This window comes from Paenibacillus sinopodophylli, assembly GCF_005930355.1.
Taxonomy (GTDB): domain Bacteria; phylum Bacillota; class Bacilli; order Paenibacillales; family Paenibacillaceae; genus Pristimantibacillus; species Pristimantibacillus sinopodophylli.
Map to the genome: position 1 here is coordinate 673,247 of NZ_VDBO01000001.1, position 15,877 is coordinate 689,123.

Here is a 15,877-nt window from a genome sequence, read left to right on the forward strand (position 1 = left end):
TTCCACATGAAAGGCGGTGGCGGAATGGCTGCAACACCTGGCCAGCGGCTGCGCGAAGCCGTTCAAGTTGAGAAGCCGCTTCAGGTCGCGGGCGCTATCCATGCCTATTCAGCGATAATGGCAGAGCGAGCAGGCTTCAAAGCATTGTATTTGTCTGGAGCAGGTGTCGCTAATGCTTCATTCGGGCTTCCAGATCTAGGGATGACCACGCTTCAGGATTGTCTAGAGGATACGAGGCGCTTAACTAGCGTGACGGAGCTGCCGCTGCTCGTTGATGCGGATACCGGCTTCGGGGGAGCTTTTCAGATTGCACGCATGATGAAGGAAATGAACCGAGCAGGGGCAGCCGGTGTGCATATCGAGGATCAAATATCGGCCAAACGATGCGGTCATCGTCCAGGTAAGCGAATCGTCACGATGAATGAAATGACAGATCGGATTAAAGCGGCCGCGGATGCAAGATCCGACGAGCAGTTCGTCATCATGGCGCGGACAGATGCGCTGGCGGTTGAGGGCTTGTCGGCAGTCATTGAACGATCCTGCGCTTGCGTGGAAGCAGGTGCGGATATGATTTTTCCAGAAGCAGTTACCTCGCTTGCGGACTATCGTGCAATCACAAATGCGGTTAAAGTGCCTGTTCTCGCTAATCTCACTGAATTCGGCCTAACGCCATTATTCACCTTAGAGGAGCTTAATAACGCAAATGTAGCACTCGCGCTCTACCCGTTATCCGCATTTCGCGCTATGAATAAAGCTGCACTTGCCGTGTACGAAACGATAAGAAGCGAAGGGTCACAAAAAACTGTCATCGGACGAATGCAGACGAGAGCCGAGCTTTATGAACTCCTTCACTATCACAGCTATGAGGAGAAGCTAGATCGGCTTTATGGGGCAAAAGAGGAGGGGAAAGGCGATGATGGCTAAAAAAAGCGGAGGGCTCGCTGATGTAATTGCTGGACAGACGGCCATCTCAACTGTCGGGAAAGAAGGAATCGGTCTTACCTATCGCGGTTTCTCGATAGAAGATCTTGCTGCTCACGCTGTTTTTGAGGAAACAGCGTATTTGCTTATCTACGGAAGACTGCCGAACCAATTGGAACTGCATGCTTATATAACCAAGCTGCAGAAGCTGAGAAAGCTGCCTGCAAGTCTGCTTATTATTTTGGAACAGCTCCCCAGCAGCTCGCACCCGATGGATGTACTGCGCACGGGTGTTTCCGCGCTTGGTGCATTAGAGCCTGAGAATGAAGAGCGTGATCAGTATGCAGTTTCCGATCGTTTGTTAGCCTGTTGTACTTCGATTCTGCTCTATTGGCATCATTTCCATACGAAGGGAGTTAGGCTGGATACGGAATCGGAACATGAAAGCATAGCCGGTCATTTCCTCCAATTGCTGCATGGAAGCCGCCCGAGCGATCTTCATCTCCAAGCACTTGATGCATCATTCACACTATACGCAGAGCATGAATTCAATGCATCAACCTTCGCCGCCAGAGTTACCGCATCTACGTTATCTGATGCTTATTCAGCTGTTACAACAGCAATTGGTACACTAAGGGGCAATCTCCACGGAGGGGCCAACGAGGCTGCCATGGCTCTCATTGAAGCATTCCCTAATCCAACGAAAGCCGAAGCCGGTATTGTGCAGTTACTTCAAGAGAAGAAACTTATAATGGGGTTTGGCCATCGCGTTTATTCGATAAAGGATCCAAGATCAGACATGATCAAGAGCTGGTCGAAACGGCTTTCGGATGAAACGCAGGATTGGGTTTTATATGATGTATCTGAGCGAATAGAGCAGTTGATGCGCAAAGAGAAGCAGTTGTTTCCGAACCTGGATTTCTATAGTGCGTCTGTTTATCGTTTATTAGGTATTCCTACTTCTCTGTTTACGCCGATTTTCGTCCTTGCACGCATGAGCGGCTGGATGGCTCACCTTATTGAACAACGCAGCAGCAATCGCCTTATCCGTCCGAATGCAGCGTATATCGGTCCCGAGCCCGCCGTATGGCGGGCCATCGAGGAGCGAGCCTGAAAGAAAGGGAGGGTGAAGCCGGGATGTCAACACCTAATCACAACGAGAGGCCAATGCCCGATCAATTGCTAGTCGATATTGCTCACTATACCGCAAATTATTCGAATGCGAGTTCTGAAGCATACGAGACGGCTCGTTACTGTTTAATGGATACGCTCGGATGCGGCTTGCTAGCCCTTCATTATCCAGCATGTACGAAACTTCTTGGCCCCATTGTTCCTGGTACGATTGTGCCGAGCGGAGCACGTGTTCCAGGTACCTCCTATGTGCTGGACCCTGTCACAGCTGCCTTTAACATTGGTTGTATCATCCGCTGGCTTGACTACAATGATACGTGGCTTGCGGCAGAATGGGGGCATCCATCCGATAATCTAGGAGGCATTCTTGCGGTTGCCGACTATAAGAGCAGGTTAAACATAGCAGAAGGAAAACCGCCGCTTGTGATGCGAGATGTGCTGGATGCTATGATAAAAGCGCATGAGATTCAAGGCATTCTAGCGCTTGAGAATAGCTTTAACCGCGTAGGACTGGATCATGTCATCCTTGTCAAAGTGGCTTCAACTGCTGTTGTAACCGCGTTGCTTGGAGGCTCACAGTCGGATATTATTAATGCCGTGTCACATGCATGGCTAGATGGCCATCCGCTCCGTACGTACCGGCATTCTCCAAACACAGGGACGCGAAAATCATGGGCAGCTGGAGATGCAACTAGCCGTGCCGTTAGGCTTGCATTGATGACGCTTAGCGGTGAGATGGGCTATCCGTCCGTACTGACAACACCTGGTTGGGGCTTTAACGATGTGTTGTTTAATGGCAATACCGTGTCGCAACAAAGAGAATTCGGCAGTTATGTCATGGAGAACATTTTGTTCAAGCTGTCGTATCCCGCTGAATTTCATGGTCAGACGGCGGTAGAGGCAGCGATCAGACTGTATCCCGAGACTATCGGCAGATTAGAAGAGATTGATCACATCATCCTCACAACACATGAATCTGCTTTGCGGATTATTGATAAGAAAGGCCCGCTGTATAATCCCGCTGATCGTGATCATTGTCTGCAGTATATGGTCGCAATCGGGCTGCTCTACGGCAGCTTGACTGCCGACCATTATGAGGATGACGTTTCACTTGACCCGCGAATCGACGAGCTTCGCAGTAAGATGATTACGGCTCACGAACCATCATTCTCGGCAGATTACTTAAACCCTGATAAACGCTCAATAGCTAATGCTGTTCAGCTGTTCTTCGTTGATGGAACCTCATCAGAACGAATAGAAATCGCTTATCCCGTTGGTCACAGAAGAAGACGGCATGAAGGCATTCCTCTGCTTCAGCACAAATTCGAGTCCAGTCTAAAAAGCCATTTCTCATCTGAGCAATCAGAAGCAATCCTTGAGCTTTGCCAGAATCAGTCTGAATTAGAGAGCGTTTCGGTTCCTCAGTTTATGGATTTATGGACGATATAAGCAGCAGCCTGCGAGCGTCGCAGGTTTTTCTTTTTGCCCATATTAAATTTGTAGCCTTTCTGTAACTTATTCAGACCCTGTTTCGTTATATTGTATAAGTAAGCCGAATAAACATATAATCCAAGCCTAAAGGAGCGTCAGCGCTATGAAAAAATATGCAATGATCGCAGTTGTTGCGATAGTTTGTCTAACGGCTTTTAGCTCTGCGCCGGCGGGAGGCCGTGAATATACACCGGTAGAGCAAGCGCCAGATATGGAAAGCGGATATATCGATCATGTTTCACAAAAAGATCAGCAATACTTCTTGTCCATTGATCGAATCGATTGGTATGAAGGTGATGCGGCGATAACGAAATTTCTTGAGCGAGAAGGGGATTCGGAGCTGGATGGACCGCCGGATGGCTATTACATACTAGACGACGAGCACAGCTTACAGGAGCTTCCAATTGCATCAGATGCGGCCGTAGTCATGCAAATTTACAATCGTACCGGTAATGTTGTCGATGCAGATATCATTTGGAATGAGCGAATTACGGTAGAGAAGTTTATTGAGCTTCTTCGTACGCAAGATGATGATCTTGATATCAAGAGCTTCCCTTACCATATGACCGTCAAAAATGGTGAAATCATACGCATCGTTCAGCAATTTGTTCCTTAAATAGTGATGAAGATAAAGAACAGCCTGCCGTCTGCAAGACGGCGGGCTGTTCTTTTGCTGCTGGATGCAATTAATCTCTGCCTGCTTCGTAAATTTTGTGCGCCAACATGGCTGGATTGGTTTTGGCCGTTGTCATATGGTCGCCCGTACCTTCAATATATCGAAATAAGCCAAGTCGATTGGACATATGAGGATGCCAGCCATATTGACTGTTAAATTGCGGCATCACGTTATCCTCCGTCAAGTAAATATAGCTTCTCGGTGTGGCGAGAGTGTAAAACTTTTTAAGATCCAGCTTCTCATAAGAAGGCTTTGCTGGTTCTGGGCTGATTTGGCTGTAAATATATTCAGCCATACCCAAGCTTGCTAAATTGACGAATGTTTCCCGAAATACAGAGAATGGCAGCATGATCGTATCATCCGGCGAATGTTCTCTTAGCTGCTGGAACAATGCCTGAGAAGCCGGAGGGAATTCATCCGCTACCATCTCGCCGTCATTCAACACAAAAGCGTTCCAAAATACTAACCTTTTCAGACGATCAGGTATTTGCTGCGCGGTAGTCTGCACGAGTGTACCACCAAAGCTATGTCCTACTAGCACAACATCCTGCAGGTCTCTGGCAGTCATATAATCAACGATCGATTTCGTAAGCATGGCATGGGTCACATTTTTGTTCGGATCTGTTCCATGACCAGGATATTCAGGAACGTAGACGGTATGCCCCATTTGACGCAGCTCAGCAGCGATTCCATCCCAGAAGCTCGTATCTGCCCAAGCACCATGAACAAGCACGAACGTCAAGGATTGCTCGCTTAGCCTTGGGAGTAGCCGGTAGTACGGAGAATAAACATTTGCATAAGGAAGTGGATAGGCCCATCTCACCCCGTCTTGTCGATAATAGTGATACATGTTGGATAACCCCTCGTGTTCAGATACATCAGCATATGCCCAATGGCATGCAGTGGTAACATTCCCATTCCACAATTCCCACAAATACATCACTCATTCGTCCTTAGGCTAAGTGAGAGTAATATCATTGCTTTTGTTCGCAGGTAAACGAAAGCTATGCCTTGCCTTGTTATTACGTGGGAGTTTAGTCCTCGCTGATGCAAGAGTAGCATTGATTTCACCGCCAAGCATAATCAGAATAGAGCTGATATAAAGCCAAATTAAAAGTATAATCATACCGCCAAGGCTGCCATAGGTTTTCGTATAGTTTCCGAAATTATTCATATAGAACTGGAAGCCAATCGAAGTAATAATCCAGCCGAAGGTTGCAAACAAAGCACCGGGCATCACTTCTCGCCAGCTCATACGTCTGCTTGGCATAATCCAATAAAGCAGGGTGAAGGCGCAAGCCATCGCTGCGATAGGAATCATATATTTCAATACATTCCATATCCAATGAAACCCGTCTGGGTAGCTCAGCCATTCAAATAAGTACTGCCCAATCGCTTGGCCGAAGACAAGCATGATCATGACTAATCCAATTACGATGACTAGGGATATCGTTGCAAGCACGGATATGCCCCGCACTTTCCAGAAAGGACGCTGCTCCTCCACGTCATACGCCTTGTTAAGTCCCTTCACAATGGCATTAATACCATTGGAGGCAGACCATATCGTTGCGATCATCCCGAATGAAAGCAGTGTTCCGCTGCTGTTGTCAACAACTTCTCCAATAATGCTGCTGATTGTATGGCTTGCTTCCGAAGGCAGAACTCTAATTAACTCCGCAATTACGCTATCGCCGGATAGCTCGATAAAACCAAGCAGGCTGACCGTGAAGATCAGGAAGGGGAAGAATGCCAATATCAAATAATAGGTGAGCTGTGCTCCAATTGCTGGAACGTCATCCTCACGAAAACGAGTATAAAGGCATTTGATAAATTGAAACGTATGAGATAGGTTTGTCATGGGTGGTCACCTTCCTTTTGATATTCAATTAAACAGCTTAACGGATGAATCAAACAGGCAACATTATTGAAAAGAACTTATAACTCGGTAGGAAATGTGCAAATGATGTCGAATACGTGTATCAAGCAACATATTTGATTAAAGGGAGTGAATCATTTGTTTTTGCATTTCATACAATCCAAGGAACATAAACTGGCATTTCTAGAGCTCGCACATGTTGTAGCGAACGCAGATGGTTACGTACATAAGAAGGAACAAAACGTTTTGCAATCTTATATGAATGAGATGGATATTCAGCCTTCAGAGCTTCAGTTAACGACTGGAAAGTCGTTGAAAGATATTGTTGGCGGCCTGAAGGATCAGCATCTGAAACATATCTTTTTTGCTGAAATTCTTCTATTGATTTTCGCTGATGGTGACTACAATGATGATGAGAAGAAACTGACGGCAGACCTGCAGCAGCTATTCGAACTGTCAGACGAAACGTTTGAAACGATCAAAGACTGGGTTACACGCCTGGATCAGCTTAAGATCGAAGGCTTGAAGCTTATTTTGAACACATAAACCGCGAGGCCCTTTATTTTCCTGCTGGAGAATAGAGGGTTTTTAGGGACGAGGAGAAAGAGAAGATGGGCTATAGTCAATCAAGCGGATATGGCAAACCAATGCAAAAGCTGATGCTGACGTTTTTCTTTGCTTTATTAGTATCCATTGGCGGGATGATGATAGGAACTTTGCTGCCGCCTGCTGCAAGAATACCGTTGTTTATACTGGAGCTAGTGCTCATTATTAGTATTATGTTTCTGCGGAAAAGCAAAGCGATCGGCTATTCGTTGATGTACGCCTTTATGGCCGTATCCGGAGCTACGCTTCAATTCGCGATTGGCTACTACATATCGACGATCGGCACAGCAGTTGTACTCGAAACCGTCGGAGTTGCTATTCTCGTATATGCAGGTCTCGCCATCTACGCGACATATTCGAAAGAAGATTTCCGGTTTCTCGGCGGGTTTCTGTTTGCATCGCTAATCGGATTAGTCGTACTTGGACTTATTCAATTTTTTGTTCCGTTCGTTGGCGTGATGGAGACGGTATATGCAGGCTTTGGCTTGCTGATCTTCATCGGTTATACGCTGTATGATTTCAGCAGAATGTCCAAGGAAGGCTTCGATGACAGTGATATTCCGTTAATGGTCGTTAATATTTATCTCGATCTCGTTAATATCATTCTATTCGCGCTCAGGTTCGTTAAATCGTTACTCGATGACTAATGAACAAGAAGAAGGCTGATCTCCACTTTGGAGGTTGGCCTTTTTTCGTTTGAAGAGTAGACAAAATATTCCACCTTATAGTGCAAGGAATTGCGTGTTCAAAAGAAGCTAATCCTTTTAAGATAATCCTGTAAGCGTTTACCAAATTAGAATAACAGGAGGATGATTATGTTGCATGCAAGAAAAACGATTTGGAAGAAGGCTAGTTTATTTTTATTAAGCGCAGCAGTTTTTGTTTCAACCTTTTTCGGTTCGTTTACCGGTGCGGTCAGTGCAAACGTCGCGAATGATTTCCAAACGTCGGTTATGGCTCCATTGACGAAAATAACCGATTGGAATGCGTTTAAGAATCAACTCACAACCCTTAAAAACAACGGCGTCTATGCCCTTACGACCGATGTATGGTGGGGGGACGTAGAAGCAGCAGGAGATAACCAATTCGATTGGAGCTACTATAAAACCTATGCAAATGTGGTCATTGAATCAGGGCTGAAATGGGTTCCGATCCTCTCTACGCATACATGCGGAGGAAACCCAGGAGATGATTGCAATATCCCGATTCCTTCATGGTTATGGAGCCAAGGGACAGCCGATGAAATGAAATTTAAAAGCGAGAGCGGCTATGTGAATAATGAAGCTCTGTCACCGCTATGGGGCGGAATTTCAACTCAGTACAATGAGCTTTACGCTTCTTTTGCCCAAAACTTCGCCACCTACAAGCCGATCATCTCAAAAATCTATTTAAGCGCAGGGCCGTCAGGCGAGCTGCGGTATCCGTCCTATTTCAACGCGGCGGGTTGGAGCTATCCGTCTAGAGGCAAGTTCCAAGTCTACACAGATACTGCCAAAAATGCTTTCCGAACAGCAATGATTACGAAATACGGCTCTCTGAACGGGGTGAACCAAGCATGGGGGCTGCAGCTAACGAGCTCAAGTCAAATTAATCCGCCATCCGATGGCGATTCATTCTATTCTACTGGCGGCTACAGCTCCAATTATGGGAAAGATTTTCTAGCATGGAACCAAAGTGTACTCGAGAATCATCTAGGCGTTGTCGCAGCGGCTGCACATAATCAGTTCGATACTGCATTCGGAGTACGGATTGGAGCCAAAATCTCAGGTATTCACTGGCAGATGAATAACCCAACTGCACCACATAGCGCTGAACATGCTGCCGGTTACTATAATTACAATGGCATCATCCAAAAATTCAAAGACAGCGATTTGGATTTAACGTTCACAGCGCTTGAGATGTATGACAGCGGAACAGCGCCTGCTTATTCACAGCCATCTACACTGGTGGATACGGTATCCTCTATAGCGAATGCCAAAGGCGTTCGTTTGAATGGAGAGAATGCATTGCCGACAGGCAGCTTCCAGAAGATTGAAGAGCAAATTATGAAATGGAGCTACAATGGGTTTACACTCCTTAGGCTAGCGAATGTGGTCAATAACGACGGTTCCCCAACAAGCAATTTGGCGAGCTTCAAGCAGTATGTTATTAATCATGCGGGCACTGTAGTAGAACCGGGCGATAATCAAGTAACGATTTATTACAAGAAGGGATATGCAAGCCCTTATGTTCATTACCGACCAGTTGGAGGAACGTGGACGACAGCACCGGGCATGCCAATTCCGAACTCGGAGATCAGCGGTTATTCCAAAATTACGATAGATATCGGTTCATCGGTTCAATTAGAAGCAGCATTCAACAATGGCAGCGGTACTTGGGACAGCAACAATATGCAGAATTATATCTTTAATGAAGGGACTTCCACTTTTACTCCTGGCACGAACGGTACTGGTGGTACCATCACAAATGGTGCTCCAACAGGCATAGATACGACTGCGCCAAGTACGCCAAGTCAACTCGTTTCAACAAGCAAAACAGACACATCCGTTACGCTGAGCTGGTCGCCATCAACAGACAGCAATGGTGTAACTGGCTATGAAATTTGGCGCGGCGGGGTCAAATCAGGGACCACCACTGGTACAAGCTATACTCAAACCGGATTAACGCCTTCTACCTCATATAACTTCTCCGTTAAGGCGTATGATGCGGCAGGTAATATTTCGCAGGCAAGCAACGAGATCAGCGTGACAACAAATACAGCACCAAGCTCGAACAGTGTTACCGTATATTATAAGAAAGGATTTGCGACTCCTTATATTCATTATCGGCCAGTTGGTGGAGCTTGGACGACCGTTCCTGGGACACCGATGCCAAATTCCGAAATTAACGGTTATGCGAAGCTAACGATTAATATCGGGACCGCAACCCAGCTAGAAGCATGCTTCAACAACGGCAGTGGTTCATGGGATAGCAATAATTCACAAAATTATCTCTTCGGCACAGGCACTTGGACGTATACACCAGCAACGAACGGCGGAGCAGGCGTCATTTCACAGGGACCATCGCAAAGTACGGATACAACAGCCCCTACAATACCAACCAATCTAAGCTCCACTGGCAAAACAGATACATCCGTCTCGTTAAGCTGGAGTGCATCGACCGATACCGTTGGCGTTAGCGGCTATGAGCTCTGGCGGAATGGAAGCAAGGTAGCAACAACGTCCACGAATAGCATCACTCATACCGGCTTGACTGCTAATACAGCATACAGCTTCGCAGTTAAAGCATACGATGCGGCTGGCAATGTATCGGATGCGAGCACGTCGATTACGGTTACGACCAACCCAGCACCAGCAGGGAACAGTGTAACCCTCTACTACAAAAAAGGCTATGCGACACCCTATATTCATTATCGTCCTGGTGGCGGAACATGGACAACCGTTCCGGGTACACCAATGGCAGATTCTGAAGTGAGCGGTTATGCTAAGATCGTCATTGCACTGGGTACCGCTACTCAGCTAGAAGCGGTCTTTAACAATGGCAGCGGTACATGGGATAACAACAACTCGCAAAACTATAAATTCAACACAGGACTTAGTGTATTTACGCCGAGCACGAACGGATCACCAGGTACGATCACACAGCCAGCCCAATTTCCTGCTGCCTAGTTCTTAAGGAATCAGCGTACACTCAACCTTGCTCCCTTGTTCTCGCGTGGTACAATAATAGAGTCTGTTATGTTGAAGCTTTAATCACGTATCCATGCGCTGGTGAAGCTGAAGATTCGTTATACCCAAAGAGACGGAGGGAGCAAAGCATTGACTCTACAGCAATTGAAATATGTAATTGAGGTCGCCAATCGCGGCTCGATTAATGAAGCCGCGAAGCGGCTGTTTATCTCGCAGCCAAGCCTCTCCAATGCTATAAAGGATCTGGAGGAGGAACTGCAGCTAGCTATCTTCGACCGTTCCAATAAAGGAATTTCCTTATCGAAGGAAGGCGTAGAATTTCTAAGCTATGCAAGGCAGGTAGTCGAGCAAGCAGAGCTGCTGGAGAGCCGGTATTTGAATGCGAAGCCGTCTCCTCAGCATTTCTCTGTATCGACACAGCATTATGCGTTCGCTGTTAATGCATTCGTTAGCTTAATACGGGAATATGGCCATGATGAGTATGAATTGACGCTGCGTGAGACAAAAACCTATGAAATCATTGAAGATGTGAAAAGCATGCGCAGTGAAATTGGCATTTTGTATCTAAATGAATTCAATGGCAAGGTCATCAACAAGCTGCTCAAAACAGCAAATTTACAGTTCAATAGCTTGTTTACGGCAAAACCTCATATTTTTATCAGCATAAATAACCCGTTAGCTAAACAATCCATCGTATCGATTGAACAACTCCAGGATTATCCTTATCTTTCCTTTGACCAAGGCGAATATAACTCCTTTCATTTCTCAGAAGAAATTCTGAGTACGATGTCGCATAAAAAAAGTATTCGTGTGAATGATCGGGCAACACTATTCAATCTATTAATTGGCTTAAATGGCTATACGATATCAACAGGCGTACTAAGCAAGGATTTGAACGGCAACGAAATCATTCCTGTACCTCTGGATTGCGAAGAAACGATTAACGTCGGTTGGATTTCGCAGAAGCATGCGACGCTCTCTAAGCTAGGAACAGCTTATATCGAAGCGCTTATAACAGCTACATCTCCATAAACAACTTGATATAGCTAACAGCTATAACTAGCTATAGTTTAATACAGTTACACTATATCAGTGGAACCGTGTTATCTTCTTAGTAACAAGTTGCAGAGGAGCTTACCATATGACAAAAAGTAGTGTATTAGGATACCCGCGTATTGGTGCAGATAGAGAATGGAAAAAGGCGTTGGAGGCATTCTGGGCAGGCAAACTAGCAGAAGCGGACTTTGTTCAGCAGTTGCAGGACATTCGTCTGAATCATCTGCGCAAGCAGCAAGAAAAGGGAATTGACCTTATCGCAGTGAACGATTTCAGCTATTACGATCATGTTCTAGATACAGCAACCATGTTCGGAATCATTCCGAAACGCTTTGCCTATGAAGGCGGCGTAGTACCTTTATCTCTGTATTATGGCATTGCACGCGGCACGAAGGATGCAACTGCTAGCGAAATGACCAAATGGTTCAATACGAATTACCATTATATCGTTCCTGAGCTTGATGGAGCGGCTCCAGCGCTTACGGAGAACAAGCCGCTGCAAGCTTACCGCGAAGCGAAAGAGAAACTCGGCATTGAAGGAAAGCCGGTTCTCGTTGGACCGCTTACTTTCCTTAAGCTTTCCAAAGGCTATGACAAAGCTGAGACGGATTCTTGGCTTGATCGTTTGGTTCCGCTTTATGTTCAAGTTCTGAAGGAACTTGCTGCTGAAGGTGTGGCTTGGGTACAAATCGATGAGCCTATTCTCGTTACGAAAACAACAGATGAGGATCTGCAGCGGTTGAACCGAATCTATGCTGCTTTTGCAGAAGCTGTACCGACATTGAATATCATGCTGCAAACGTACTTTGAATCTGTAGAAGATTATAAGAGCATTGTTGCGTTGCCAGTGAAAGGGATCGGCCTTGATTTCGTACACGGTTTGTCCGCCAATCTAGCTTCCCTTCAAAATGCCGGCTTCCCAGCTGATAAGGTGCTTGGCGCTGGCGTTATTGACGGACGCGGCATCTGGAAAGCTTCGCTTAACGAGAAGCTGGCACTTATCAACGAGATTACTCAAGTCGTAGCTGCTGATCGGCTAATCATTCAATCTTCGAGCAGCCTGCTGCATGTTCCAGTAACAGTGAACAACGAGCAGAAGCTGTCTGATGAGCTAAAGAATGCTCTTGCCTTTGCTGATGAGAAGCTCGATGAACTTGTACTTCTTACGAAAGCAGCCGTTCAAGGCGTTGACACATATGCAGAGGAACTTGCGGCAAATGAACGTTCTGTTCAAGCATTGAAGCAATCCGGCGAGCGCAACCGCAATGACATTCAACAAGCAGTAGCTGGCATTAGCGTTCAAGAGCCTGTTCGCAGCCTGCCATTCGAGAAGCGTCATGCAGTTCAAGAGCAGAAGTGGCAGTTGCCGATCTTCCCGACTACGACAATCGGAAGCTTCCCACAATCCGCAGAGGTGCGTAAAGCCCGTCAACAATGGCGTAAAGGCGAATGGAATAATGAGCAATACAATCAATTCATTCGTGACCAAATCGATATCTGGATCAAGCTTCAGGAAGAAATCGGATTGGACGTGCTTGTGCACGGCGAATTCGAGCGTACGGATATGGTTGAGTTTTTCGGTGAGAAGCTTGCTGGCTTTGCTTTCACACAATTCGGCTGGGTACAATCTTACGGATCACGCTGCGTGAAACCGCCAATCATCTATGGTGATGTAGCTTTCGAAGAAGCTATGACAGTAGAAGAAACGAAATATGCGCAAACCAAAACGAATCGCCCAGTTAAAGGTATGCTTACTGGCCCGATTACGATAATGAACTGGTCATTCGTTCGAGATGATATTTCGCGTGAGCAGATTGCTTATCAACTGGCGTATGCACTTCGTCAAGAGGTAGAGGCGCTGGAGCAAGCAGGAATCGGCATGATTCAAGTCGATGAGCCGGCTGTTCGCGAAGGATTGCCACTGAAAGAAGAAGATCAAGCGAACTACCTGGCATGGGCAGTGAAAGCATTCCGCATGACGACTTGCACCGTTCAAGATACAACACAAATCCACACGCATATGTGCTATTGTGAATTCCATGACATGATCGGATCGATCGAAGATATGGATGCGGATGTGATTTCAATCGAAACATCACGGAGTCATGGCGAGCTGATCCACAGCTTTGAGCTTAATACGTATAAGCTTGGCATAGGCCTAGGCGTTTACGATATTCATAGTCCGCGTGTTCCACATGTAGACGAAATGACGAGCATGATTGATCGTGCACTACGCGTCCTTGATCCTAAGCTGTTCTGGATCAACCCAGACTGTGGTCTTAAAACTCGCGGTTATGAGGAGACGGTTGCTTCCTTGAAAAACATGGTTGAAGCGACTGAGCTTGCTCGCGCGAAACATGCACAATCGGTATAAATAGAATTAACGAGCTGTTCAGTGTCATTTATGATGCTGGGCAGCTTTTTTTGTCTAGAGAAGCGCGCTTCCAACCATAGGATTCGATCAGGACATTACGGGGTAAGTTATGGTAGATATGATTTACAAACAACATAGAGTTTGGAGGAATAGCTTATGAAAAATAGGAAAATGAAATCAGGAATCGCCGCCGCCGCTCTTGTAATTGGTTTAACAGCGGCACTTCCTGTATCGCAAGCAGCAAGCAGTGATGCTGTCGCCGATTTGTTCAGTGGAACGCCTGCAGGCGACTCAAGCTTCCATTTCAGTGAAATTGAATTTCTAAACGAAAAGACTGGGAGAGCTGCAGGCAATGGATTTCTGATCGGTACCTCTGATGCAGGCACAACTTGGCAATCCATCTATAAAGGAACGTGGCAATTCACACAGCTAGATTTCATATCGAACACGACGGGGTGGGCACTCGCCAAATCAAAGGCTGGAGGCACAAATGCCCTTATTCAAACGACTGACGGCGGAAGTACTTTTACGAAGCTGCCTACTGGAAATATAGCCTTAGAGCGAATCCGCTTCCTTAATACGAAGAACGGATTTGGTTATACTCGTGCTTTTGCTTACAAAACGTCAAATGGCGGGAAGAACTGGACTCAAATTAATACCCCGGCGAACACGCGTTATGCAGAGTTTGCAAACACGAAACAGGGGTGGGCATTAATCGTTGTCCCGGGCTTTGGCTACACGCTCTCGCGTACAACAGATGGAGGAAACAGCTGGACGACGAAGCTGAATGTCAAATCAAGTGAGGTTAGCGGTGGTGAGCTTTATACGAGCGGAAATCAGGTATGGGCAAAATTTTATGGAGGAGTTGGCATGTCTCAACAATCCTATTCCTTATATGCTTCTCCAGATAACGGTACAAGCTGGCGGAAAGTGATTAGCCAAGCTACAGCAGGAGGTGGACCTGCGCCAGGCGGTGCAGCAGGCATCGTGAAAGAAGGGCCAGCATCACCAGGCGGTCATGCAAGTAATTTAGTACTCGTTGATGGCGCAGCTATTCTTGGCGGCTTCTCACCAGCCGGTGAGCAGATCGGTGTAGGTCGCACGCTAGATATAGGTAAAACGTGGGCTAATCTAAAACCGATTAAGGGCTTTGAGAGCATCATTTCATTCACAAGTCCCAATCAGGGCTGGATGGCCGATACCAGCATTTCTAGTCCAGCCGTGTATGCTACGACGGATGGAGGTAAGAGCTGGTCTAAAAAAGTAAGTATACCGGTTAAGAACTAACCGACTACTTGAGAAAAAGCCAAGCACGGAGATCCGATTGGACCTCCGTGCTTGGCTTTTATTTGAAGCCGCTTGATCCCGGAAATCCGATCCCAAACCGTTCGTTTTATCAATCTCTCAAGCTCGAGAGCGAAGAATCATCTGATTAAGTTCTATCATTGTCCATAATTTTTCAGTTATTACTTTTGCAGGACAGGGCATGGTTTGAGTAAACCACCATTCAATTACGCCGACAAGCGCTGAACTTAAAAATTGCACCGCGATCTCTTTACTCATCTCGTCCATGCATGCATTGTTTTCGACGAGTTGTTCCAATATTTGTTTATTCATCATTTCTTGTATGTGGTTTCGAAAGGAAGGAATACCTTTGTTGCTTAATAAGTTTTTATAAAAGACAGCATTTTTCTCCATTTGTTCAAGCGTACGGAGCAAAGAATTTTCAGTTGGATACGGCTCTTCTTCATCAACTGCAGAGCAACTTTCAACCAATTGATACAACTCCGTCTCGAGGCACTTATCCAATAAATCATATTTGTCTGTGTAATGCGAATAAACGGTGCCTCGATTAACATCCGCTCGATCTGCGATTTCATTTATCGTTATTTTTTCGAAATCTTTTTCTCCGATTAATTGAATTAATGCATTCATAATGGCTGTTTGGTTTTTTCTTGATCTTCTATCCATAGAGACGCCCCTTTTTTTAATCAATACTTTACATTTTGTTGAAAAACCAACAAAACCGGCACATCTAACGATTGAACCAAGTTGGT

General features: G+C 46.0%; 13 protein-coding genes. 10 read left to right on the plus strand and 3 right to left on the minus strand.

What is annotated here, in order from left to right:
• Positions 1 to 24: 24 nt before the first annotated feature.
• The 4 genes from prpB (at position 25) to FGT79_RS02925 (ending at position 4,159) form a co-directional block, all read left to right on the plus strand.
• Positions 25 to 924 (plus strand): methylisocitrate lyase, encoded by a 900-nt coding sequence (gene prpB, locus FGT79_RS02910; RefSeq protein WP_138751282.1) that lies wholly within the window; start codon positions 25 to 27, stop codon positions 922 to 924.
• Entirely contained in the window at positions 914 to 2,035 is a 1,122-nt protein-coding gene (locus tag FGT79_RS02915; protein WP_138751283.1) for a citrate/2-methylcitrate synthase, read from the plus strand. The genes prpB and FGT79_RS02915 overlap by 11 nt, the downstream gene beginning before the upstream one ends.
• 23 nt (positions 2,036 to 2,058) lie before the next feature.
• A complete protein-coding gene (locus FGT79_RS02920; protein ID WP_138751284.1) occupies positions 2,059 to 3,501 on the plus strand; it encodes a bifunctional 2-methylcitrate dehydratase/aconitate hydratase in 1,443 nt (480 codons plus the stop codon).
• A 145-nt stretch (positions 3,502 to 3,646) separates the two neighbouring features.
• Complete coding sequence (locus FGT79_RS02925; RefSeq protein WP_138751285.1) at positions 3,647 to 4,159, plus strand: hypothetical protein; 513 nt, start codon at positions 3,647 to 3,649, stop codon at positions 4,157 to 4,159.
• A 70-nt stretch (positions 4,160 to 4,229) separates the two neighbouring features.
• Here FGT79_RS02925 and FGT79_RS02930 read toward each other — a convergent pair whose 3' ends face one another.
• Complete coding sequence (locus FGT79_RS02930) at positions 4,230 to 5,069, minus strand: alpha/beta fold hydrolase (protein ID WP_138751286.1); 840 nt, start codon at positions 5,067 to 5,069, stop codon at positions 4,230 to 4,232.
• A 108-nt stretch (positions 5,070 to 5,177) separates the two neighbouring features.
• Positions 5,178 to 6,077: a YihY/virulence factor BrkB family protein gene (locus tag FGT79_RS02935; RefSeq protein WP_138751287.1), complete on the minus strand. Its 900-nt coding sequence runs from the start codon at positions 6,075 to 6,077 to the stop codon at positions 5,178 to 5,180.
• A gap of 156 nt (positions 6,078 to 6,233) precedes the next feature.
• Between FGT79_RS02935 and FGT79_RS02940 the strand changes: the two genes are divergently transcribed.
• The 6 genes from FGT79_RS02940 (at position 6,234) to FGT79_RS02965 (ending at position 15,107) form a co-directional block, all read left to right on the plus strand.
• Positions 6,234 to 6,641 carry a TerB family tellurite resistance protein gene (locus FGT79_RS02940; RefSeq protein WP_138751288.1) on the plus strand — a complete coding sequence of 136 codons (408 nt, stop codon included), beginning with the start codon at positions 6,234 to 6,236 and terminating at the stop codon, positions 6,639 to 6,641.
• Positions 6,642 to 6,706: 65 nt separating this feature from the next.
• Complete coding sequence (locus FGT79_RS02945) at positions 6,707 to 7,348, plus strand: Bax inhibitor-1/YccA family protein (RefSeq protein ID WP_138751289.1); 642 nt, start codon at positions 6,707 to 6,709, stop codon at positions 7,346 to 7,348.
• A 168-nt stretch (positions 7,349 to 7,516) separates the two neighbouring features.
• A complete protein-coding gene (locus tag FGT79_RS02950) occupies positions 7,517 to 10,369 on the plus strand; it encodes a family 14 glycosylhydrolase (protein ID WP_425464982.1) in 2,853 nt (950 codons plus the stop codon).
• 150 nt (positions 10,370 to 10,519) lie between these two features.
• Positions 10,520 to 11,422 carry a LysR family transcriptional regulator gene (locus tag FGT79_RS02955; protein ID WP_138751291.1) on the plus strand — a complete coding sequence of 301 codons (903 nt, stop codon included), beginning with the start codon at positions 10,520 to 10,522 and terminating at the stop codon, positions 11,420 to 11,422.
• Between the two features lie 109 nt (positions 11,423 to 11,531).
• Positions 11,532 to 13,820, plus strand: coding sequence for a 5-methyltetrahydropteroyltriglutamate--homocysteine S-methyltransferase (metE, locus tag FGT79_RS02960; protein WP_138751292.1), 2,289 nt, complete (start codon positions 11,532 to 11,534; stop codon positions 13,818 to 13,820).
• Between the two features lie 156 nt (positions 13,821 to 13,976).
• Entirely contained in the window at positions 13,977 to 15,107 is a 1,131-nt protein-coding gene (locus tag FGT79_RS02965; protein ID WP_138751293.1) for a beta propeller repeat protein, read from the plus strand.
• Positions 15,108 to 15,224: 117 nt separating this feature from the next.
• Here FGT79_RS02965 and FGT79_RS02970 read toward each other — a convergent pair whose 3' ends face one another.
• A complete protein-coding gene (locus FGT79_RS02970) occupies positions 15,225 to 15,791 on the minus strand; it encodes a TetR/AcrR family transcriptional regulator (RefSeq protein WP_138751294.1) in 567 nt (188 codons plus the stop codon).
• Positions 15,792 to 15,877 lie beyond the last annotated feature (86 nt).